Here is a 17,863-nt window from a genome sequence, read left to right as displayed (position 1 = left end):
AGCCCCGGTGCCATCGTCGTTGGTCGGTCAAGTCGGCGTCTTACGGCGCCAGCTTGATGTTGTTGCGGAAGATCAGCGCATCGTTGGAGAGGTTCACCGCATCTCCGCCGGTCGCCATGATCACCCGCATGTAGTTCAGGAACTTGGCAACTTCGACGTTGCGCGAGTTCGAGACGTAGATGATGTCGCCGTTCTTCATCATCACCTTGGTGGCCAGGAAGAAGCCGCCCGGATCGCGGAAGTTCACGTTGAAGATGACCGGGATCGTCTCCGAGGTGTACTTGCTCACGTCGATGCCGAGCTGGGCAGCGACCTCGCGCGGCTCGCGGCGATAGAGATACACGGCAGACGGATCGGCCTGGCCGTCCAAGAGGCCGCCGGCCTTGCCGACGGCTTCGGCAAGGTTGATGCGCCAGGCGTCGAAGTTGAACTCGCCGCTCTGGCCGCTGGCGCCGAACGCCATGAATTTCTGCTGCTCGCGATAGACGTAGATGCTGTCGTCGGGGCGCACATAGACGTTGTTCTCGGGCGCCATCACGAGATTCTCGAAGGGTACAGTGGCCCGCCGTCCGCCACGCTCCAGCATGACCCAGGTCTCGAAGCCCTGGCCCTTGATGCCGCCGGCGCGGGTGATCGCATCGAGCACGCGATCCTTCGCGCCCGCCGCGCTCGCGGGATACCGCGCCGGCGCATTGACCTCGCCGAGCACGCTGATCAGCTGGGTACGCTGCGAGGACATCGCCACGACCGCCTGGGGCTCGATGGCGCGGTTGCCGATCCTCTCGACGATCGCGCGCTGGATCTGGACCGCCGTCAGGCCCGCGGCCTTGATCTGACCGGCATAGGGCACGGTGATGAAGCCATCATTGTCGACCGACTGATCCGGGATGGTCACATAGTTACCCGGGCGGACACCGGCTTCCGCCGGGATGAACAGACCGCCTGCTGCGGCTTCGAAGATGGTGACGCTTACGACGTCGCCGATGCCGAACACGATGCTGGCAGGCGGGCGGCGGTCGGTGAAGACGCCGGCGAGTCCCTTGGGCTCGTGGGTGTGCAGGATCTTCACAGTCGCCGGATTGAGCGGCACCAGCTCGTAGGCCGGCGCGTTTTCCGTCTGGATCTTGTTGTTGACGTCGTCGGTAAGCGGTCCCGAGCCGGGATTGGTCGAGCAGGCGCCGAGCGCTAAAGCGGTCGCCAGAAATGCTGGCTTGAAAAGATATGACTTGGCAAAGGAATACATGAATCGCGCCCCAAGAGACCCCAATTAGCCTCGATTGGTACGGCGGCGCGGGCGGTGCGACAAGGGTTCCCGAGTGGTTAACGGTGCGATCGGCCGGCCACTGTTGCGTGTGGGCCACTGTTTGGGGCTTAGTTTAAGTCTTTGTGACTATTTGTTGTATTTCGTGTGCCCGATCGGTGAGCAAACCGCCCGACTCAAGGGCTCGATGTGTCGGGCGCAAGGCTTTCTTGACCTCGCCGCCGTCTGCTAAGTCTGCGCTGTTAAGGATAGGAACTCCCGGTGTCTGGCCTCCTTCTGATCCCTCTGTTGGCGGGCTCCCTTCTTGGCGCCGCCGATCGCGCATGGGGCCCCGCCGTCGCCTGCCCTGGCAGCGCGGCCGCCGTCTGTAGCGGTCCATCCGTTGTTGCGGTGGCTGCTCCTGTGTCTTCGTCGGTCTGGAAATTCACCCGGAGCCAAGGGGCGAAGGACGGCGAGAGCTTCGCGGCCATCATGAAGACTGCCGACACCACCCAATCGGACCCGGACTTTGCCGGCCTGATCGTGCGCTGCGCCCCGAAGGGCAAGGTCGATGTGCTGGTGGCGCTGATCCGGCCCTTCCCGCCCCGCGCCCGTCCCAAGGTGACCATCGCGGCGAGCGGCGGCGGCACCTTGACCTTTGATGCCAGCATGGCGGCCGCGGGCGCGGCCGTGCTGATGCCCGACGAGGTCTCGGCCTTTGCCGCCGGGAAGTGGCAGACGACGGCCTCCCTGTCCGTGGTGGTCAGGGAAGGCGACAGCGAGATCAAGGGTATGGTGGCGCTCAACGGGCTGCGGGAGGCCTATCATGCGCTGCTGGCAAATTGCGGCCAATAGGCCAAATTTAGCCATACAACTTAAGGGTCTTTTTAGGGAGGGGAACCTAGGGTCCGGAGCACGGAGAGTGTTTCGGATGACCGCCTTTTTGATTTTCAGCTTTCTCACGGGTGCCGTGCTGGGCCAACGCTTTCGCGTGTTCGTGCTCCTCCCGGTCACATTTGCACTGGTGCTCGCCATGCTGCCGGTCAGCATGATGACCAGCCTTGGCTTCCTTGATGGCATGAAGGTTGCGGCGTTCGCCGCCATCGCGCTGCAGGGCGGTTACCTCTTCGGTTCGGGGGCGCGCTTTGCCCTTGCCGCCGCACGCGCCACCCGCGTCTTCGGTCGGCCGGTCAAGGCCACCCGCTGATCGCGGCGCAGGCCTCTGTTTGAAAACGCACCGCTCGCTTGTATGGTGACCTGACCCGTTTCAGGATTCCGTGTCGAGCGCGCCGTTTGTCCCTCGTTTATTTTGCCCTCATCGTCTCCATCGTTTCCGCTTCCGCTCTCGAAATCGCCGGCGCCACGCTCGGGGCACAGCTCGGAACGATGGCCGCAGCGCTAGGCGTGCTGGCCGCCGCCTCCAGCTCGCGAAAGGGCGACTACGAGCACTATCTCCGTGCCACCTCCTGGGGCCGCTGGATTCTGCTCGCCATTCCGCTGTGCATCGCGGCTCAGCTCGCTCCGCTTCCGCTGCGCTTTGCGCATCCGATCTGGGCCAGCGCCCACGAGGTGATCGGTGGCCTGTCGCTCGGGCCGATCACGGCCGATATCGGCTTGACGGTGAATGCGCTGCTGCTGGCGCTGGCCGCGATCTCATTGCTCGGCGTCGCGATCCCAGTGGTCCGAAACCGCGGCCGTGCCGAGCTGGTTCTGTTCGTGCTGAGCGGCGTCACCGCGATCTCCGCCTTGATGTTGGACCTGCATCGGCTCTCGCCGGCGTTTGTCGGATCCGTCCCCCACGACCTCACAACCAGCCTGGCCGGGCTCGGCCTCATGCTCAATCTGGCGGTCATGCAGCTCGCGGCTGAACGGGCGGAGACGCATCACTCGGTCCTTCGCTCAGTCGCGATCGGCCTTTGCGGTCTGGTCGGAGCCTTGGTCAGTGCCGCCGCGATCTTTGGCCTGTCCGGGACCAACAGCGCGATCGCAGCGGCCTTTGGTGTCGTGCTGATCCTGCTGATCCTCGTCATCCGCAGACTCGATCTGTCGCCATTGGCCGCGAGCGCGTTGTCGGTGGCAGCGCTGGCCGGCGCGGCGATCGTGCTGACCTTCCTGTTCGAGAAGAGCTCCGGACCGATCCTTCTGCGGCTCATTCCGGAGATGGGGGCCGAGACCAAGGCCGCGCTCGAGCGGATGTTGGCCGACACCCGCTGGTTCGGCGCCGGCGCCGGGACCTTTGCTGCGGTGGGCAGGATCTATCAGAGCGATGCCGGCGCCGTCCTGACCGCGCCCTCGGCGGCCATATCGGTGTTCGCGGGGATGGGTTGGGTCGGCTTGGTCACCATGATTGCAGTGAGCCTATTGGCTTTGGTTCGCCTGTTCTTCGGCGCCCTGCAGCGCGGACGCGACTCGTTCTTTCCCGCTTCGGCCGCAGCCTGTGTTCTGTTTGCGCTCGTTCAGAGCTTTGCCGGTCCCGGGTTGCTGCACCCGGCAGCAATCCTGTGTCTTTCGGTCATCGTGGGCCTCGGACTGTCGCAGAGCGTCAGTCAATCCGGATCACGATAGCGCGCGGCAATTAGACCGCGCGATCGCCGAGCGAGGCCCAGTAGTTCGGGTTCTTGGGCGACTGGATGCGAACCCAGCGATAGGGCTTCTTCGACCACGGCATGATGTGGCCGGAGAGATTGTCCAGCACGAGATCGCCGGAGAAGGTGCGCACCACCACCACGAGATGATGCTCGCCCCAGCTGGTCACGACCTCGCTCAGCAGCACCGAGCGGGGCGGAAAGCCCTTGGCGATCAGATCGTGGCGTTTTGTCACGGCATAGTCGTTGCAATCGCCGCTGGCCGGATGCAGCAGCCACTTTTCGCCGCGCAGCCCTTCCAGATTGGCCTCGGGACGGATCGCGGTGTTGACCCGCTGGTTGACCTCCTGCATCTGCGCCAAGCGCTCGGCCGTCAGCTTCAGGCGGCCCCCCCGGAAGACGATCTGCTGCGGCCGCGGCTTGCACTCGTCCTTGTACTTCAGGCAGAACAGCGTGAACGCCATCGGCGGCAGCGTCGGCTGGTCGAACTTGATGTACTGGATGGCGCCGCGCAGCCCCAAGGGCGCGCCGACGAAGGCGGCTTCCGCTTTCTGCTGCACCCCCGCAGCAACGACGATGGCGGCGACGGCCGCCAGGAACTTTACCACTTTGCGCATGTCGCGCTCCCCGTTCTTGTTGGGGAGACGCTACGCGAGACCTCTTGAAATACGGCTCAAAGGCCACGCGAGGCTTTAATCAAAATGCGGGCTCATCGGTCGGAAACAATTAAGAATACCGATGTGTGACTTGTTCTGCTAAGAGCGTCACGACGTTCCGCTCGTGACGCTGGAAGCGATTCGACCGACCTGATGGGCCTTTCCTCCCGCTTTCGAAAGAAGACCAAGCCTCGGCTTCCCGATGGCGTCCGCGTCTATGCGATCGGCGACGTGCATGGCCGTGCCGATTTGCTTCAATCGCTGTTAACCGTGATCGACGTCGATCTCGCCCGCTCGGCTCCCCAACGCGCCATTCAGGTCTTTCTCGGCGACTATGTCGATCGCGGCCCGGACTCGCGCGCCGTTCTTGATCTCCTGATCGCGCGCTCGAAATCGCACGAGACGGTCTGCCTGAAGGGCAACCACGAGGTCTTCCTGCTCGAGGTCCTCAAGGACCCGGCCCGCCTGCAGGAGTGGCGCCACTATGGTGGCCTGCTGACACTGGTCTCCTACGGCATCACGCCGACCATGAATCCGTCCGCGGAGCAACAAGTCGAGCTGATCGAGGGATTGAAGCGCGCGATGCCGCCGGAGCACCTCGCCTTCCTCCAGCAATTGCCCTCCTCCTTTACCTGCGGCGACTTCTTCTTCGTCCATGCCGGCGTCAAGCCGGGCGTCCCGCTCGATCGCCAGAAGGATGAGGACCTGCTCTGGATCCGCGAGGAATTCCTCGCCTCCGAGGAGCGCTTCGGCAAATACATCGTGCACGGCCATACGCCGGTCAGCGCGCCCGATATCCGGTCGAACCGCATCAACATCGATACCGGCGCCTACGCGACCGGCAACTTGACGCTCTTGACGATCCAGGGCGATAGTCTTCTCGCAATTTGAAAGCTTGGGCCGTAACTTCGGTGATCACGCTTCGCGCCATTGGCATCTTGACCGCGATCGCGCTGGCGCTCCACGCCGGCATGACGTTCTATGGCGATCTGGTGCGGCCGAACTTTCGCGCCAGCGACTTGTTCTCGGGCGAGATTCCGCCGGACAAGGCCAAGCTCGCGGCCGCGGGCAGCCTGGCATCCGTTTCGTGGGATGGCGACCTCCTGGCGAATTACGCGGCGGCGATGGCCGCCGACGTTCTGCACCGTCCGTCGGCCGAGGCAGGCGGAAGGGCCAGCGAGAACAAGACGGCCCAAGCCGCCGTCGTGGCAGCCTTGAAAGTCTCGCCGATCAGGCCGGCGCTCTGGCTCACGCTCGGCACGCTACAGGCCCAGGCCGGCGAGACGGTCACGCCTGCGGTGAAGATGTCGTACCTGACCGGGTCGGTGCCGATCGACGTTGCCTTCTCACGCGTCCGCACCGTGACCTCGAGCGCCGCTGCAACCGACGAGGAGATCAAACTGCTGGCGCAATCCGACATCCGTTCGGCGCTGGCGAGCCGCTCGCGTTACGAGCCGCTGCTGATCGCGGCTTACGTTCAGGCAACGCCGCAAGGCAAGTCGCTGCTGCTGGAGACGACGAAGCTGACCGATCCCAGATTCAACGAGATCTTGCGGCGGTATTAAAGCGCGATGCGATTGGATGAATCGTCATCGCGCCGCTACACACTTTTCCGGATCATGCTCAAGCTCAACGGACCGATTTCGGATTGACCGGCACGAAGTCCTGATCGCGGCGCGGCTGATCGGATCGGCCCTGGTAGACGAACATGCCCTTCTTGGTCTTGACGATGTCGCCTGGCTGCAGGCTGTCGTCGTTGAGCAGGCGTTCGGTCGCGACGAGGTCCGGATCTTGCGGAATTGGCTTGTAGAGCTCCGGATGCTCGCGCCGCTCGCGCGAGACTTCTTTGGCACGGCGCCGCGCATCCTCGATGCGCTGCCGCCATTCGTCGCGCGAGACTTCCGGCTCGCTTGACGGCAGATAGTCGTTGACGGACGGCCCCGGCTCGGTCTGAGCATGGCATGACAGCGGGCTGGCGTAGAGAGCCAATCCGAAAGCGGCCGCCACGGCCGCCTGAACCGGCGCGCGCGCCGGTCTGCGGCGGTCTGACTGGGACTTGCGGCGAAGGGAGAGCACTCCGATGACTCCGATGGCGGGCCGAGCGGCAGCCGCGACTTCAGCTGATGCGGCTGCCAATTGCAACATTTTCGGAACGCGGCGGCCGTCCCTTCAAAAAGCGAAAAACAACCCCATGCACAGTAGCCGGCACCAACCGAATCAATGACTTACGTATTTTCCGAAAGCTGGCTTGATCCGTCGGGCAAAACAGGGCTAGTCTGGCATGATCCGGAGAGAGGCCGACCGGTGATCGACCGATCAGCGATCGGCATCGGATGATGCGCCGCAAGGACAATAGCGCCGTTCTAAGGCCTCGTTAGGCCATTGCTGCTAGACTTCGGCATCCATCGATGAGAATGCGCGCAAGCCTGGTATCGTCGTTGCGTGTCGCCGTTGCGGCCTATGCCATGTCCGCGCTCACGGCTCACGCCAGCCCGCTCTGCATCAAGGAGCGCACGCCCTTCGCCTTGTCGCAGGATACGGTGAAATGGACGATGTCGATCATCCCTGGCGCCGACTGCATTCAGGGACTGCGTTGGTCATACATGCAGATCTTCAACGTCTCCGTCGTCAGCGGACCATCACGGGGACAATTGGCCGTGGTCGGATCCGGGTTCCGCTATTCGGCAGAAGGCCAATCGCCGGGCGCGGACAAGTTCACGCTGCTGATCTCGGGCAAGAACAGACACGATGTGGGAACGTCGACCCTGGAGGTCGAAGTCAACCCGCAATAGCTACCCGCGGAACAGACCCTAATAACGACGGCTCGACCCGCTGCCCCGGGTCGTGGGGCCGCGATAGGGCCGGGCCCGTCCGTAGGTCGTCACCGGCGGTTCGATCCGGCTCGGAATATTCCGAGTCGCGTTGGGGGGCGCCGGCTGCGACGGGTTGACGATGATCACGTTGCGGTTGGGCGACGAAGGATCATTGACGCCCTGGGCCCAGGCGCCGGCAGGCGCGACAAGGGCGAGTATGATCAAGACCAATCGTTTCATGCGATATCTCCCGAGCAAGAACGTCAGGGAGGCGAACACCGTTCCGTCACGGCGACATCACGGTTCGTTGCGTGACCTCACCGAGGCACGGGTGACCTCAGCGAGGCACCGCGATCAGCTTGCCATCCCGCCAGACACCCTGGGCCGCCTGTCCGGTAGAACCGCTACCCACGTTCCGGATAGCCGTAGGCCGCGAGGCGGCCTGGGTGGTCTGCTTCTTCTTGTCGGTCGTCGTCACGATGCTGGAGCTGGTCGTGTTGGCCTGGTCCCTGGTCCCTTGTGCAGACGCAGACTGAACCAGAAAGGTCAAAAACATGATTGCCGTCAATATGCCGCGCATGGTCACACACCGGAAGAAGGAGCCGGTCGAAATGTCACAGGTTTCCGCCCAAAAGCAAGCGCTACGAAACGACCGCGCAGAACCTTTGTGGGCCGGAGCATCAGCGCGCTTCATCGCGACCGACGCGATCCGAGGTGAAAAGCCTAGCGAAACAGCACTATCCGGGCTAGTTGATCGGTCTTGATGACCGAGACCGGCGACACCGCAGCCAACGCCTCGCAGGCGCAAGAGATCAAGGCCGGACTCGTCCGCCTGTTATCGGAGCGGATTCGCGAAGTCTCGGGCGACCCCAGGCAGATGCGGGATGTCGTCTACGAGCTGGCTCGCGTCAAGCTTCTGGAACAATTCACCCACGCCGATGCGCGGGAAGCGCGAGAGCTTCAGCAAGTCCTCGAACGCGCCATTCGGGAGGTCGAACGCGCCTTTGAGCGAAGCGAGAAGTCTGTACCCCCCAGGGATGCCTCGGTCCCCGTAGCGAATTCTCCACCGGTGAACGTCCCCGTCCCCCCGCCCATTCCGACGCTCGCTGCCTCGGCGTCATCACCCATTCCGATGGCTGCCGAGACGCCGCGGCGTCCTGCCGCACCGCCGGGATCGCCGGACCAACCCAAACGGAGCGGCGCTTTCAAGTCTCTCATTCGATTGACCGCGATCCTCCTGCTCGTTGCGGGCGCCGGCACCGCGGTCGTGTATTGGCCGCGGCTGAAGGCACAACTGACGGCATCGTCGCAGGTGGCGCAGCCTGAACGTACAGCCAAGAGCCCGGAGCCTCAGCCGACCGCAATTCCGACTCCCTCGGCCAGCGAGACCGCTGAACGAATCCCGGAGAGCACAAAGGAGCAGGGGCCGGCGGCGCACCCCTCGATGCCTTTGCCGACGACGTTCGGCGTCTACGCCTTGAGCGAGGGCCAGCTCCATGAGCTGAAGCCGGTGCCCGGAAAAATTCCGGACCGGCGGGTCGCGATCTCGGCCGCCATCAACACGCCGAGTGCGACCACATTGATGAACGGCGACGTCAAATTCATCGTGTTCAGGCCCGACGGGGGTGTCGACGCCAGCGGGACCGAAGTTCGGGTGATCGCGAAAGTCTCCCGGTCGATGGGCGTCGATGCCACCGGCAAAGCGGCCATGGTCAGCGTCGGCGATTCCTGGGTCATCCGCAGCATGTCCTACCCCTACAAGGTAGGTCCGATCGACGACCAGTCGAGAATGCTATTGCTGCAACCGGAGCAAGACGGCTTCACGCTCGCTCCCGGTCGCTACGTCGTGCTGGTCAAGGGCTTGGGCTACGACTTCACCGTCGCTGGGACGATCACCGATCCCAATCAATGCGTCGAACGCATCAATGCGGCGAACGGCGCGTTCTACTCGCCCTGCCCGCCGCCCCGGCGCTAACACAGCCTTTGTCTTCTATTTGGCCGGCTTTGTGTCCTTGGGCGCGGCGGCCGGCATGTCGTCGACCTTGCCGTTGTTGGCCACGCATTTTTGGAAGTATTCGCGCTGATCCTTGCCCGTTCCCTTGGCGCTCCCGGCCGCTGGGTTGCCGATCTGCCTGGGCGGGAAGGCCTTGGCCACTGCGGCATCGCATGCCCGCGCCACTTCGGCAGTGATGGCCGAGGCCGTCGCCGGCACGGCCAATGTCAAAGCACCTGCCAATCCAACCAACGTCCGCAAATTTTTGACTGGCACCTCTTACGCTCCTTCAATCCATCAATGATTTTCGTAATCATATCAAAAAGGATCGAAGCACCAAACGGCAAACCGGTGAAGTGTCGTGCGATCTGCCGGACGTGCCGGTAGGACTACCGCGGCGCCTCCTGACGGCGACTATGTTCACGCCTCGTCCTTCGAGACGGCGCTTGCGCGCCTCCTCAGGATGAGGCCATTTGGCGTCGGTGCTCGTTGACATTGCTGCTGCCGCGCATTCCCTCCTCATCCTGAGGAGCACGCTGAAAGCGGGCGTCGAAGGATGGCCGCAGACGCGTGACTAGCTGTTCAGCTGCGGCGGCTTGAAATCGGGAAAGCGCGTGAGCATTGCCGTCTTGACGAACTTCAAGTGGGCAATGCTGCTCGCCAATTCCTTGAGCCGGCGCTGGCCGTTCGAGATGTCGGCCGCGAAGAGATCCTGATGATAATTATCGAGCGCCTCCCGCTCGAGATACTCATCGGTGCCGTTTCCGAAGGTGACGGAGGCACGCGCAAGCGCATCGTCGACCCGCCGGTTGAGTCCGGCCTGCTCCCTCTCCGCCTCCTGCAAGGCCGTTTCGAGCGCGGCCAGAACGGCACCGATCCGCACGCGGTCGGTCTCCGCATCACGCTCGGCCGAGCGGGCCTTGAAGGTTTTGTCCTCGCGGCGGGAGCCGAGAAGATTGTGTGCGCGCGCTCTCAGGAACAGCTGAAACATCCGGGCCATCCCACATACGAGATCCAGACGGGTACCATCGGTCAGACGTAGTTAACAAATCCTGAATCCGGCGCCCGTCCGGTCTGGCTTTGTGCAATCCATGCCCGCCAAGCTCCCTCGTGCTTGGAATAGAGCTCGTGCCAGCGGATCTCGCCGTCGACAGCGGCGCCCTTTCGCGCGCGGACCTCGGATGTGAATTGCCCTGTCTCGTTCGATGCGAGATCCAGCGCCTCGAACTCCGCCGTCTCCTTCGGAGACAGGCCGATCAGCACACGATGCCCTTGGGTGTCGACGAAATACCTGCGCGGCGCGTTGTGCCTTTGATCAGTCATTCGCAGGTCCCTCGTTCATGATCCAAGGCCCCGACCGATCCTTGAGCCGCCGCTCAAAGCTACGAACAAACGCGATCAAAATGAGGACGCAAGTCGCGCCCAGCAACGCAATCAAATACGCCATTCACGCCCACCTATGCGAGCCGCGAAAAATATGGAGGCGGCTAAACTATTGCCATGGATTGTTACGTTCTAGATTGCCTTTCCGAAGCTCTCAAGCGCCGCACCGCGTTAACCTAACTGCGCATGGTTATCCGACCCGGCCACACGGCAGGACCAGCGTGCGCCCCCATCGCGGCCATGGCTGTGCCACTACGATGGATGCTCGCTCTGCTTGGCCCCCATCGCTGCCGGCGTGTAGGGCGCATAGAGACGATACCGCGCCGATCGCCTGCGCGAGCGCCACGCCCGTACGCCATAGCCGCAGCAAAAACCAGCTGCAAAGATCGAAATCAAAACCAGAATTGCAAGCATTTGGAATGTTCCCAATGATCGGAACGCTCCTCCCGGCCCATTTCAACGTGATGTTCTGACGACTTCAAGATCATCGGCGCTGATAGTTTTGTCAGAGGAAGATGAAGTTTGTGCAACGTGATGCTTGAAGTTTGGTCATTGCAAACCACGAGCCCGGAGGATGATGAAATCTCTCATCGTTCGAGGGCGATATCCAGCGGGCGATGTTAACCCGTGTTCACGGCGGCAGCAGCCTCGAACGAAGCGGCTGGATGCGCTGTCGTCGGGCACAGCTGCGATCTGCACGATAGGTCTTGCGAAACGTTTTCGAACGTATCGAGCGGCCTCTCGGACGAGACCGCTGAAGAAGCATCCGTGCTTCTACGGAGCGCCATTGACCAACTTCATCGCGGTAAGGTTGAGAGGTTAGCTTAACCCGCGTTGTTTGTTGCGAACTTTCGGCGATTGCTTATCCATCTCTCACCGGGCTCCCCCAAGCTCGGCCCCACCCAAGCAAAGCCGTCGAGCGAACATGGGTCCGCTTGGCGGCTTTGTCGTTGTGTCGACGAGAGGATCATTTCGGTTATGGCGCGCAGGCCCTGGTCGTTCAAGGAAGATCGCCGGCTCATGGAGCTGGCCAAGTCTTCAGCCTCGCTGGAGCAGGCAGCTAAAGCTCTCGGGCGCTCGCCTGATGCGATCAAGCGCATGGCGTTGCGGCTTGGTCTTTCGTTGAAGTCGAAGACCGCGAAGAAGAGCTGATTGCGGCAGCGCTCGCCTCGCGCTCACAGTTCGTCGCTGCCGTGAAGATGCGGCGATATCGCCGATCAGAACCACAAGCCGTCATAGGCCCAAGGCGGCAGAACCGGCTCCGCAGATTCCAGCCCCGGGCTCCCACAACCAGTCTTCGCGCGAGCGCTCTTCTGCGAAGGGCGCGACCAGTCACCGATGGTGGCGGCCGGTCCCGCCGAGACCTAATTGTTGTGCGTCCTCTTCTGGGACCCCATGCCGGGGCTGGTTCCGTAGCTCGGCGTCCCCGTTCCCTTGAAGGCTCCGCCCATCGTGTCAGATCCGGAATTCGTGCCCGTGCCGCTACGCGTCGCGGACGTGGGCTGCGTGCCCGATGGCTGGTCCTTGGTCCCCTGCGCCGAGGCCACAGAGCTCCCGATTGTCAACGCCACGACGAAACTTAACGTCCTGATCATATTGCTCAACTTTCCATGCTTGGTTCTCGCCCTGAGTCGCCAGACGATTGGCGGGGGCAGGCCTTCGGCTGGTCTTTACCTTAAACCCTATCTTAGCCCCCGCCGGCTAGGATCAATCTCAACGCCTTGCTCGAATTTCCGCCCCGCCTGTTTTCGCCTGAACCGGATGCGATTGCTGCGACCAGACCTCCCGTTTGTGGCACTCGTGCTTGCGAGCACGATGGCATTCGCCTTGGCGGGCCATTTGGCCGCCGAGGCCGTCATTCGCCAGCACCAGGCGCACCAGCTCGAGGAGCTCACCGAGGTGGTTCTGCGCCGCTCGGAGCTTGCGGTCGATTTCGCTGCGGGCAGCCTGGACGAGCTTGCGCGGCGCAACTTCGCCAGCTGCGACCCGGCTGCACTGCAAGCCATCCGCCTGCACGTCTACCAACGCTCGGCGATCAAGGACGTCCGCCTGGTCAAGCCGGACGGCTCGGTGATCTGCTCGGCCTATTCCGAGACGCTCGAATTCGACAAGGGATGGGCGGATCGGCGCGACATGCTGCCTTCGCGCGACAAGACGCTTTCCCTGTTCCGCGTCGAGCAGTTCGGCGGCGATGCCCTGGGCGTGCTCAGGGACGTCAATGGCAACTCCGCCCTGGTCGCCATTGTCGGTGTCAATGCCAGCCTGTTCGACATCATGCCCGCCGAGCTGCGCGCGCACAGCCAGGTGATCCTCGCCTTGAGCAATGGCGAGAAGCTCGGTGAATTCCAGACCGAGGCCGGCAAGTCTCTGCCGGCGCCGATCAGCTTCGAGCGGACGTCCGCTCGGCTCCCGCTTCATGCCAGGATCCAGCTCGATCGCGCGGTGCTGTCGAGCTGGAACAACGAGGCCTATTGGCCAACGCTCGCAGTGGCGCTCGGACTTGGCGCGATCTTCGGCGTCCTGCTGGCACGCAACCGCCGCATGGAAGGGCCTGTCGCCGATCTCGACCGGGCGCTGACGGCCGGCGAGTTCAAGCCATATTACCAACCGATCTTCGACCTCCGGACGGGCCGGATCAATGGCTGCGAGATTCTGGCGCGCTGGCTGCGCCGCGACGGCTCGGTGGTCCCGCCGATGAACTTCATTCCGCTCGCCGAATCCAGTGGGCGCATCCAGGCGATGACCTGGCAGATCCTGGGATCGGCGCTCACCGAGCTCAGGCCATTGCTCAGGGCGGACAAGAATTTCAAGCTGTCGCTGAACGTCGTCCCCAAGCACCTTCTGAGCGCCGGCTTCGTCGAAGCATTGCGGCGCACGGTTCTGACGGCGCGCGTCTCCGCGCGCCAGATCGTGGTCGAGATCACCGAGCGCGATGAATTGGATGATCTCGCGCGCGCCGCTTCGGTCGTCGCCGAGCTGCGGGCCCGCGGCTTCCGCGTCGCCATCGACGATGTCGGCGTCGGCCATAGCGGTCTGTCGCGGCTGAAGGGCCTCGGCGCCGACACGATCAAGATCGACAAGTTCTTCGTGGACACGATCACGGTGGACGCATCGACGACCACGATCGTGGAGATGCTGGTGGCGCTCGCCAAGGACCTCAATATGAGCGTGGTCGCCGAAGGCATCGAGACCGAGGAGCAGCTCCGCGCATTGCTCGCCTCCGGCGTCGAGGAGGGCCAGGGCTATCTGGTTGCGCCGCCGCTGCCCGCCGCAAAATTCAATGCGCTCATCGAGTCGCGCCGGGTTGTGCCGTCGGACGCGGCGACATCCAGCGCGACGGCCTTGGTGGCCTGACTGGCCGGCTCCCAGAGGCTTTAACGATATTCTCTAACGATGTTTTCGGCTTTCCGACCGGAGTGTCGAGCAAGCTTGTATGTTGGCACCATGCGCAGGAGCCACCTCATAGCAGCCGCGAGCATCTGTCTGGCGCTGATCGTCTACGCCACGCTGGCGAAGCTGTCGGGCCGGCCCGCGCTCATGGGTCACCACGAGGCCTATTGGGTCGTCGTGATCGAGCGCTTCAGCGCCTATGGCCTGCTCGGCTTCCTTTTGTCCTTCCTGCTGCCGGGACGGTTCGGCCTTGCTTGCTCGCTCGTCATCGCGGTCGCCATGGGGCTGGAGCTGATGCAAGCGTTGATACCCGATCGCGATCCAGGCTTTCTCGACGTGCTGCAGAAGGCGGCGGGCGGCACCGTGGGCGTCATGCTCGCCCAGATGATCCTGGCGTTCCTGCCCAGACCACCTGCCTGAACGGCGAGCATGGCCTCGGCGGAACGACCGGCCGACCCGGTCCTTACTTCATCATCTGACCGCGCAACTCACCGCCTGGGTTCGCGGCCGTGTGAATGTTCGCGTACCATTTTCCGCCCAACAGATCCGCCGCCTGCGCCTCGGTGAGGGTGGCACTGCCTTCGATCGGGCTTTGCGCCGTCTTGAACGGCAGGGCGATGCCGGCATTCTTCCCGGCCTCGCCGGGGCCGTGAAAATGCGCGCCTATCGCCGGTCCCGTCAGCCCGGTGAAGGTGACGACGTAGGTCAGGACCTTCGTTTCGGTGTCGTAGCTCGCCTCCGCCTTGCCCGACCCGGTCGAGCTGTTCGGCGGCACTTCATTGCTTCCCTTGAGCTCCGCTTGCAGCTTCACGACCTCCGCACCTGCCGTTCCGCTCGTCGCGCCGACGCCTCCGACCAGCGCTAGCGCCCCCAGCAGTGCCACGGACCGTCGACACAGCGCTTTGCTCATGCACTTCCTCCTGCGGATTTCGTTGGTTCCGGCGATGAAAACACCGAGGACTGCCCGGCATTCCACTGCAGAGCTTATGCTGATTCGGGACGACGATCGCGGGAATTAGCCCTTCGCAAACGCATCACGCGCCGGCTCAAGCCGCCCCGCGCCTCGTGTGAGGCTCGGAGGGAACCAGGAGCTCGGCCATCTTCCGGTGGGTGTCATGCAGCGCTTCGATGGCGCAGTCGAGATCGAAATCCGCCTCCCGGACGGACGCGAAGAACCTGGCTGTCAGCGCCAGATCGAGCTTGACGCGCGTGGCCCCGTCGCGACTCCTGCGACGATCGAGCGACAAATGGATGGCACGGTCCCTCGCCTCCATAGCATCGCAGCCGCAAAGCGCGCCGAGCTCGTCGTATGTCATCCAGATTTGAGGCATGTTCTTCCACCACGCTTGATCTATCGCAGACTAGATAGCTCTCGCTTCTGAAGGCGGAGTTGCTCCAGCGCGAATTCGAGCCAACAACGTCAACGCAATGCTAAGCGCGGCGCAGATGGGAGCCGGGTGGACCGGCGCAGCTTGTTGCCGATCCACTGTCACTTGGGCGCGCCCGTCGTGAACGGATGCCGCGGCCGTGAACGGCTGTCGGGCCTCTTGGGCAGCTTGTTGGCCTTGAGCTTCACGACCGCGCCTTGGGGGTCGGGAGCCGGCGCCTCTTCCTGGCTGTAGATCAGCGTCGCTTCGAATCTCACGTCGGGCGCTTGGCGGGCTGTTCCCGAACAGGTCGCCATCGCCCCGCTATAAACGCCGGAGAGCTCGACCTCGACCTCGTCGAGCCCGAACACGGTCGGCGGCCCGTCGGCATGTCGCCGCGTGGTCAGGACGGCCGTGAAATGCCGGTCGTTGTCGAACTGATAGCAGCCGCCATAGTTGAAAAAGCTGTCGCTGCCCGAGATCCGTCCCTCGGCCAGATGTACGACACCGGTGCCTTGCGCGTGCGCGGTTCTGAACCACGCCGCGTATTTGCCCTCTTTCATGGAAACATCCACCCGTAATCTGCACGTATTTGCAACGAAGCTTGAGGCGCGACAATGACCGAGACGGGGAGCATTCCGCCACGGTTAACGCCCTGCAAAATCAATCCGTCAAATTCGGCGGCGCACTCGGCGGCGCGCAGCGACGTCAAAACAATTCGATGCCGTCGTCAGCCGCTTCCACGGCTTCGACGCGGCGGGTGGTGGCGACGGAGCTCAGCCCGAGCGTCTGCAGGAACTGGCGGTGGACATCCCGCTCCCGCTCCATCGTGTAGCGCGCAAACAGCTCGTCGAGCATCGCCTCGTCCTGCGCTTGCGGCCGCGGCTTCTGGGCGCCCGCGCTCGCGGTCTCCAGCCGCGCGGCGAACGCGGGCAGCGCCGCGGAGCCGTCGCCGAGCGTGCTCATCAGGCCTTGCGCCGAATTCATCAGCCGCTCGAACTCCGCGCCTTCATCGACGAGCCGGCTCATCAGCTTGCCGAGCCGTTCATTGCCGGCCTCGACCTCGCGCAGCGCCTGGAGAATCTGCGGCTCGAGCTTGGCGAGCTGGGTGGGATCGCCCTGGACGCGGAGCTGCTTCAATTCCGTCGCCGAGCGTTCGATGTCGTCGAGCACGGGCCTCAAGCGTCCCGCCCCCAGCGAGACCTGGTCGGCGGTGGCCTTGAGCTCGTTGGCGATGACGACGAAGGCGCTGCCGCGGCTGCCGAGATGGCTCGCCTTGAGGCCCGCATTCATGCCGATGAGCGTGATGTCGACCGTCGCCTCGGCGAGGCCGGCGATCGCCTGGCGGAACTTCGTCAGAGTATCCTCGACGATCGCGAGCGCCTCGTCCACGGAGCGGCCGGCGCCTTCGCAGGTCGCAATGAGGGCCGAGGCGTGCGCCAGCGTCTGCTTGATGCGCGCCAGGAACGAGGACGAGCCGCCGTCCTCGCCGCCGAACAGCGTGCGGCCGTGACCGACGACACTGCCCGCGTCGTGCAGGATGGCGGTCAGCGCGCGAACGATTTGGCCGATGTCGCCACCGAATTCGCGCTGGGCATCCCTGAGCTGGGCCGCCTGCAATTGACAGATCGTGCGCGCGCCGTCCTCGCTCGCGACAGGTTCGGGAACGAGGCTCGGCGCGGATCCCGAAGCGAGGCGGAGGCCGCAAGAGACATGCTCGAGGCGCTGGCGCGTGCTGTCGCCGGCCTGCAAGGAGATGATCGCGCTGCCGACCGCCTCGGCGATCTTCCTGGTGCTGGCGCTCGCGAGATCGGCGAGATGGCTGCTGTTGCTGCGCTGATCGCGCAAGCCGGAATAGGCGGAGCCGAGCTCGGCGCTCTCCGCCGCCAGTTGATTGCGGTAGCGGTTCTCGAACTCCTTCTGCCGGCCGAATGCGGTGGCGACCGCCTCGGACAGGCGCTGCTGATCGCGCGCACTGCCCTCGATCGCACCCTGCACAGCCTTGCCGAGATCATAGGCCTCCTGCGTGAAGGCGAGGAAGCCCTCGCGATCGCCATCGAGCGAGGCCGCCTCGATCCGCGCGCTGCGGGCGATGATGGTGATCATCTGGATGTGCTTGAACAGCGGCTTGAGCAGAGTGGACGCTTCCGCCGTGCTCCTGCCGATCGTCTCGAGCAGCGCGGTCTCGGCCGGCAGCGCCTGCGCCAGCTCGCTGAGCCGCGCGGCGATCTCCTGCAGCGCCGTTGCAGCGCCCTCGATCTCTGCACCGGAGAGCTCGGCGGAAAGCGCCGCGAGACCCTGGTTCAGCTCCTTGAAGATGAGATGGCCGCATCCGAGCTCGTGGCCGACGCGCGCGAACACGTCCTCGATGCGCGAGGAGACGTCCTCGATCCCTTCGATTGCCTCGGTGAGCGTATTGGCTGGAATGAGCGACAT

22 protein-coding genes are annotated in these 17,863 nt (G+C 63.8%); 10 read left to right on the top strand and 12 right to left on the bottom strand.

What is annotated here, in order from left to right:
* Positions 1-40 precede the first annotated feature (40 nt).
* Positions 41-1,243, bottom strand: coding sequence for a polysaccharide biosynthesis/export family protein (locus AC24YW_RS17815; RefSeq protein WP_487483937.1), 1,203 nt, complete (start codon positions 1,241-1,243; stop codon positions 41-43).
* A 489-nt stretch (positions 1,244-1,732) separates the two neighbouring features.
* Here AC24YW_RS17815 and AC24YW_RS17810 point away from each other — a divergent pair, with 489 nt between their 5' ends.
* From AC24YW_RS17810 to AC24YW_RS17800, 3 genes are all read left to right on the top strand, one after another.
* On the top strand, positions 1,733-2,095 hold the full coding sequence (locus tag AC24YW_RS17810) for a hypothetical protein (protein WP_487483936.1): 363 nt from the start codon (positions 1,733-1,735) through the stop codon (positions 2,093-2,095).
* Between the two features lie 76 nt (positions 2,096-2,171).
* Positions 2,172-2,447: a hypothetical protein gene (locus AC24YW_RS17805; RefSeq protein WP_487483935.1), complete on the top strand. Its 276-nt coding sequence runs from the start codon at positions 2,172-2,174 to the stop codon at positions 2,445-2,447.
* Between the two features lie 86 nt (positions 2,448-2,533).
* Complete coding sequence (locus tag AC24YW_RS17800; RefSeq protein ID WP_487483934.1) at positions 2,534-3,805, top strand: hypothetical protein; 1,272 nt, start codon at positions 2,534-2,536, stop codon at positions 3,803-3,805.
* Between the two features lie 10 nt (positions 3,806-3,815).
* Here the strand turns inward: AC24YW_RS17800 and AC24YW_RS17795 are convergent, their stop codons facing one another.
* The gene (locus AC24YW_RS17795; RefSeq protein WP_487483933.1) at positions 3,816-4,442 is read right to left on the bottom strand and encodes a transglutaminase-like cysteine peptidase; all 627 of its coding nucleotides are present in this window, start codon (positions 4,440-4,442) and stop codon (positions 3,816-3,818) included.
* Positions 4,443-4,634: 192 nt separating this feature from the next.
* Here AC24YW_RS17795 and AC24YW_RS17790 point away from each other — a divergent pair, with 192 nt between their 5' ends.
* Together AC24YW_RS17790 and AC24YW_RS17785 are read left to right on the top strand one after the other, a co-directional pair.
* Positions 4,635-5,372 carry a metallophosphoesterase family protein gene (locus tag AC24YW_RS17790; RefSeq protein WP_487483932.1) on the top strand — a complete coding sequence of 246 codons (738 nt, stop codon included), beginning with the start codon at positions 4,635-4,637 and terminating at the stop codon, positions 5,370-5,372.
* 20 nt (positions 5,373-5,392) lie between these two features.
* On the top strand, positions 5,393-6,046 hold the full coding sequence (locus AC24YW_RS17785) for a hypothetical protein (RefSeq protein WP_487483931.1): 654 nt from the start codon (positions 5,393-5,395) through the stop codon (positions 6,044-6,046).
* A gap of 64 nt (positions 6,047-6,110) precedes the next feature.
* Here AC24YW_RS17785 and AC24YW_RS17780 read toward each other — a convergent pair whose 3' ends face one another.
* Positions 6,111-6,557 carry a hypothetical protein gene (locus AC24YW_RS17780; protein ID WP_487483930.1) on the bottom strand — a complete coding sequence of 149 codons (447 nt, stop codon included), beginning with the start codon at positions 6,555-6,557 and terminating at the stop codon, positions 6,111-6,113.
* Positions 6,558-6,889: 332 nt separating this feature from the next.
* Here AC24YW_RS17780 and AC24YW_RS17775 point away from each other — a divergent pair, with 332 nt between their 5' ends.
* On the top strand, positions 6,890-7,273 hold the full coding sequence (locus AC24YW_RS17775; RefSeq protein WP_487483929.1) for a hypothetical protein: 384 nt from the start codon (positions 6,890-6,892) through the stop codon (positions 7,271-7,273).
* Positions 7,274-7,291: 18 nt separating this feature from the next.
* On the opposite strand, the gene AC24YW_RS17770 is transcribed toward AC24YW_RS17775, so the two are convergent.
* Both AC24YW_RS17770 and AC24YW_RS17765 read right to left on the bottom strand, forming a co-directional pair.
* Positions 7,292-7,534 (bottom strand): hypothetical protein, encoded by a 243-nt coding sequence (locus AC24YW_RS17770; RefSeq protein ID WP_487483928.1) that lies wholly within the window; start codon positions 7,532-7,534, stop codon positions 7,292-7,294.
* A gap of 97 nt (positions 7,535-7,631) precedes the next feature.
* Positions 7,632-7,874, bottom strand: a complete 243-nt coding sequence (locus AC24YW_RS17765; RefSeq protein ID WP_487483927.1) for a hypothetical protein — start codon at positions 7,872-7,874, stop codon at positions 7,632-7,634.
* A gap of 183 nt (positions 7,875-8,057) precedes the next feature.
* On the opposite strand from AC24YW_RS17765, the gene AC24YW_RS17760 reads away from it, so the two are divergent.
* Positions 8,058-9,269, top strand: coding sequence for a flagellar basal body-associated FliL family protein (locus AC24YW_RS17760; RefSeq protein ID WP_487483926.1), 1,212 nt, complete (start codon positions 8,058-8,060; stop codon positions 9,267-9,269).
* Between the two features lie 15 nt (positions 9,270-9,284).
* Here the strand turns inward: AC24YW_RS17760 and AC24YW_RS17755 are convergent, their stop codons facing one another.
* The 3 genes from AC24YW_RS17755 to AC24YW_RS17745 all read right to left on the bottom strand — a co-directional run bounded on the left by AC24YW_RS17755 (position 9,285) and on the right by AC24YW_RS17745 (position 10,610).
* Entirely contained in the window at positions 9,285-9,506 is a 222-nt protein-coding gene (locus AC24YW_RS17755; RefSeq protein ID WP_487484219.1) for a hypothetical protein, read from the bottom strand.
* Positions 9,507-9,861: 355 nt separating this feature from the next.
* Positions 9,862-10,278: a hypothetical protein gene (locus AC24YW_RS17750; RefSeq protein ID WP_275513254.1), complete on the bottom strand. Its 417-nt coding sequence runs from the start codon at positions 10,276-10,278 to the stop codon at positions 9,862-9,864.
* A gap of 41 nt (positions 10,279-10,319) precedes the next feature.
* Positions 10,320-10,610 (bottom strand): hypothetical protein, encoded by a 291-nt coding sequence (locus AC24YW_RS17745; protein WP_487483925.1) that lies wholly within the window; start codon positions 10,608-10,610, stop codon positions 10,320-10,322.
* Positions 10,611-11,690: 1,080 nt separating this feature from the next.
* Here AC24YW_RS17745 and AC24YW_RS17740 point away from each other — a divergent pair.
* The 3 genes from AC24YW_RS17740 (at position 11,691) to AC24YW_RS17730 (ending at position 14,480) form a co-directional block, all read left to right on the top strand.
* On the top strand, positions 11,691-11,822 hold the full coding sequence (locus tag AC24YW_RS17740; protein WP_260383833.1) for a hypothetical protein: 132 nt from the start codon (positions 11,691-11,693) through the stop codon (positions 11,820-11,822).
* Between the two features lie 609 nt (positions 11,823-12,431).
* Positions 12,432-14,024 (top strand): EAL domain-containing protein, encoded by a 1,593-nt coding sequence (locus tag AC24YW_RS17735; RefSeq protein WP_487483924.1) that lies wholly within the window; start codon positions 12,432-12,434, stop codon positions 14,022-14,024.
* A 90-nt stretch (positions 14,025-14,114) separates the two neighbouring features.
* On the top strand, positions 14,115-14,480 hold the full coding sequence (locus AC24YW_RS17730) for a VanZ family protein (protein ID WP_487483923.1): 366 nt from the start codon (positions 14,115-14,117) through the stop codon (positions 14,478-14,480).
* 43 nt (positions 14,481-14,523) lie between these two features.
* On the opposite strand, the gene AC24YW_RS17725 is transcribed toward AC24YW_RS17730, so the two are convergent.
* The 4 genes from AC24YW_RS17725 to AC24YW_RS17710 all read right to left on the bottom strand — a co-directional run bounded on the left by AC24YW_RS17725 (position 14,524) and on the right by AC24YW_RS17710 (position 17,863).
* Positions 14,524-14,970, bottom strand: a complete 447-nt coding sequence (locus AC24YW_RS17725; RefSeq protein WP_487483922.1) for a CHRD domain-containing protein — start codon at positions 14,968-14,970, stop codon at positions 14,524-14,526.
* A gap of 136 nt (positions 14,971-15,106) precedes the next feature.
* Entirely contained in the window at positions 15,107-15,391 is a 285-nt protein-coding gene (locus tag AC24YW_RS17720) for a hypothetical protein (RefSeq protein WP_487483921.1), read from the bottom strand.
* Between the two features lie 158 nt (positions 15,392-15,549).
* Positions 15,550-15,990, bottom strand: a complete 441-nt coding sequence (locus tag AC24YW_RS17715; RefSeq protein WP_487483920.1) for a hypothetical protein — start codon at positions 15,988-15,990, stop codon at positions 15,550-15,552.
* A gap of 145 nt (positions 15,991-16,135) precedes the next feature.
* Complete coding sequence (locus AC24YW_RS17710) at positions 16,136-17,863, bottom strand: chemotaxis protein (protein WP_487483919.1); 1,728 nt, start codon at positions 17,861-17,863, stop codon at positions 16,136-16,138.

Source organism: Bradyrhizobium sp. USDA3516, assembly GCF_057651995.1.
Note: the sequence above shows the minus strand (reverse complement) of the source record. Positions and strands in the feature narration are given on the sequence as shown.

Excerpts from the sequence above, each read along its gene's own strand:
- AC24YW_RS17815 (WP_487483937.1), bottom strand. The coding sequence starts at position 1,243 with ATGTATTCCTTTGCCAAGTCATATCTTTTCAAGCCAGCATTTCTGGCG.
- AC24YW_RS17810 (WP_487483936.1), top strand. The coding sequence starts at position 1,733 with ATGAAGACTGCCGACACCACCCAATCGGACCCGGACTTTGCCGGCCTG.
- AC24YW_RS17805 (WP_487483935.1), top strand. The coding sequence starts at position 2,172 with ATGACCGCCTTTTTGATTTTCAGCTTTCTCACGGGTGCCGTGCTGGGC.
- AC24YW_RS17795 (WP_487483933.1), bottom strand. The coding sequence starts at position 4,442 with ATGCGCAAAGTGGTAAAGTTCCTGGCGGCCGTCGCCGCCATCGTCGTT.
- AC24YW_RS17790 (WP_487483932.1), top strand. The coding sequence starts at position 4,635 with ATGGGCCTTTCCTCCCGCTTTCGAAAGAAGACCAAGCCTCGGCTTCCC.
- AC24YW_RS17775 (WP_487483929.1), top strand. The coding sequence starts at position 6,890 with ATGAGAATGCGCGCAAGCCTGGTATCGTCGTTGCGTGTCGCCGTTGCG.
- AC24YW_RS17770 (WP_487483928.1), bottom strand. The coding sequence starts at position 7,534 with ATGAAACGATTGGTCTTGATCATACTCGCCCTTGTCGCGCCTGCCGGC.
- AC24YW_RS17765 (WP_487483927.1), bottom strand. The coding sequence starts at position 7,874 with ATGCGCGGCATATTGACGGCAATCATGTTTTTGACCTTTCTGGTTCAG.
- AC24YW_RS17760 (WP_487483926.1), top strand. The coding sequence starts at position 8,058 with ATGACCGAGACCGGCGACACCGCAGCCAACGCCTCGCAGGCGCAAGAG.
- AC24YW_RS17750 (WP_275513254.1), bottom strand. The coding sequence starts at position 10,278 with ATGTTTCAGCTGTTCCTGAGAGCGCGCGCACACAATCTTCTCGGCTCC.
- AC24YW_RS17745 (WP_487483925.1), bottom strand. The coding sequence starts at position 10,610 with ATGACTGATCAAAGGCACAACGCGCCGCGCAGGTATTTCGTCGACACC.
- AC24YW_RS17740 (WP_260383833.1), top strand. The coding sequence starts at position 11,691 with ATGGAGCTGGCCAAGTCTTCAGCCTCGCTGGAGCAGGCAGCTAAAGCT.
- AC24YW_RS17735 (WP_487483924.1), top strand. The coding sequence starts at position 12,432 with ATGCGATTGCTGCGACCAGACCTCCCGTTTGTGGCACTCGTGCTTGCG.
- AC24YW_RS17730 (WP_487483923.1), top strand. The coding sequence starts at position 14,115 with ATGCGCAGGAGCCACCTCATAGCAGCCGCGAGCATCTGTCTGGCGCTG.
- AC24YW_RS17725 (WP_487483922.1), bottom strand. The coding sequence starts at position 14,970 with ATGAGCAAAGCGCTGTGTCGACGGTCCGTGGCACTGCTGGGGGCGCTA.
- AC24YW_RS17720 (WP_487483921.1), bottom strand. The coding sequence starts at position 15,391 with ATGCCTCAAATCTGGATGACATACGACGAGCTCGGCGCGCTTTGCGGC.
- AC24YW_RS17715 (WP_487483920.1), bottom strand. The coding sequence starts at position 15,990 with ATGAAAGAGGGCAAATACGCGGCGTGGTTCAGAACCGCGCACGCGCAA.
- AC24YW_RS17710 (WP_487483919.1), bottom strand. The coding sequence starts at position 17,863 with ATGTCGCTCATTCCAGCCAATACGCTCACCGAGGCAATCGAAGGGATC.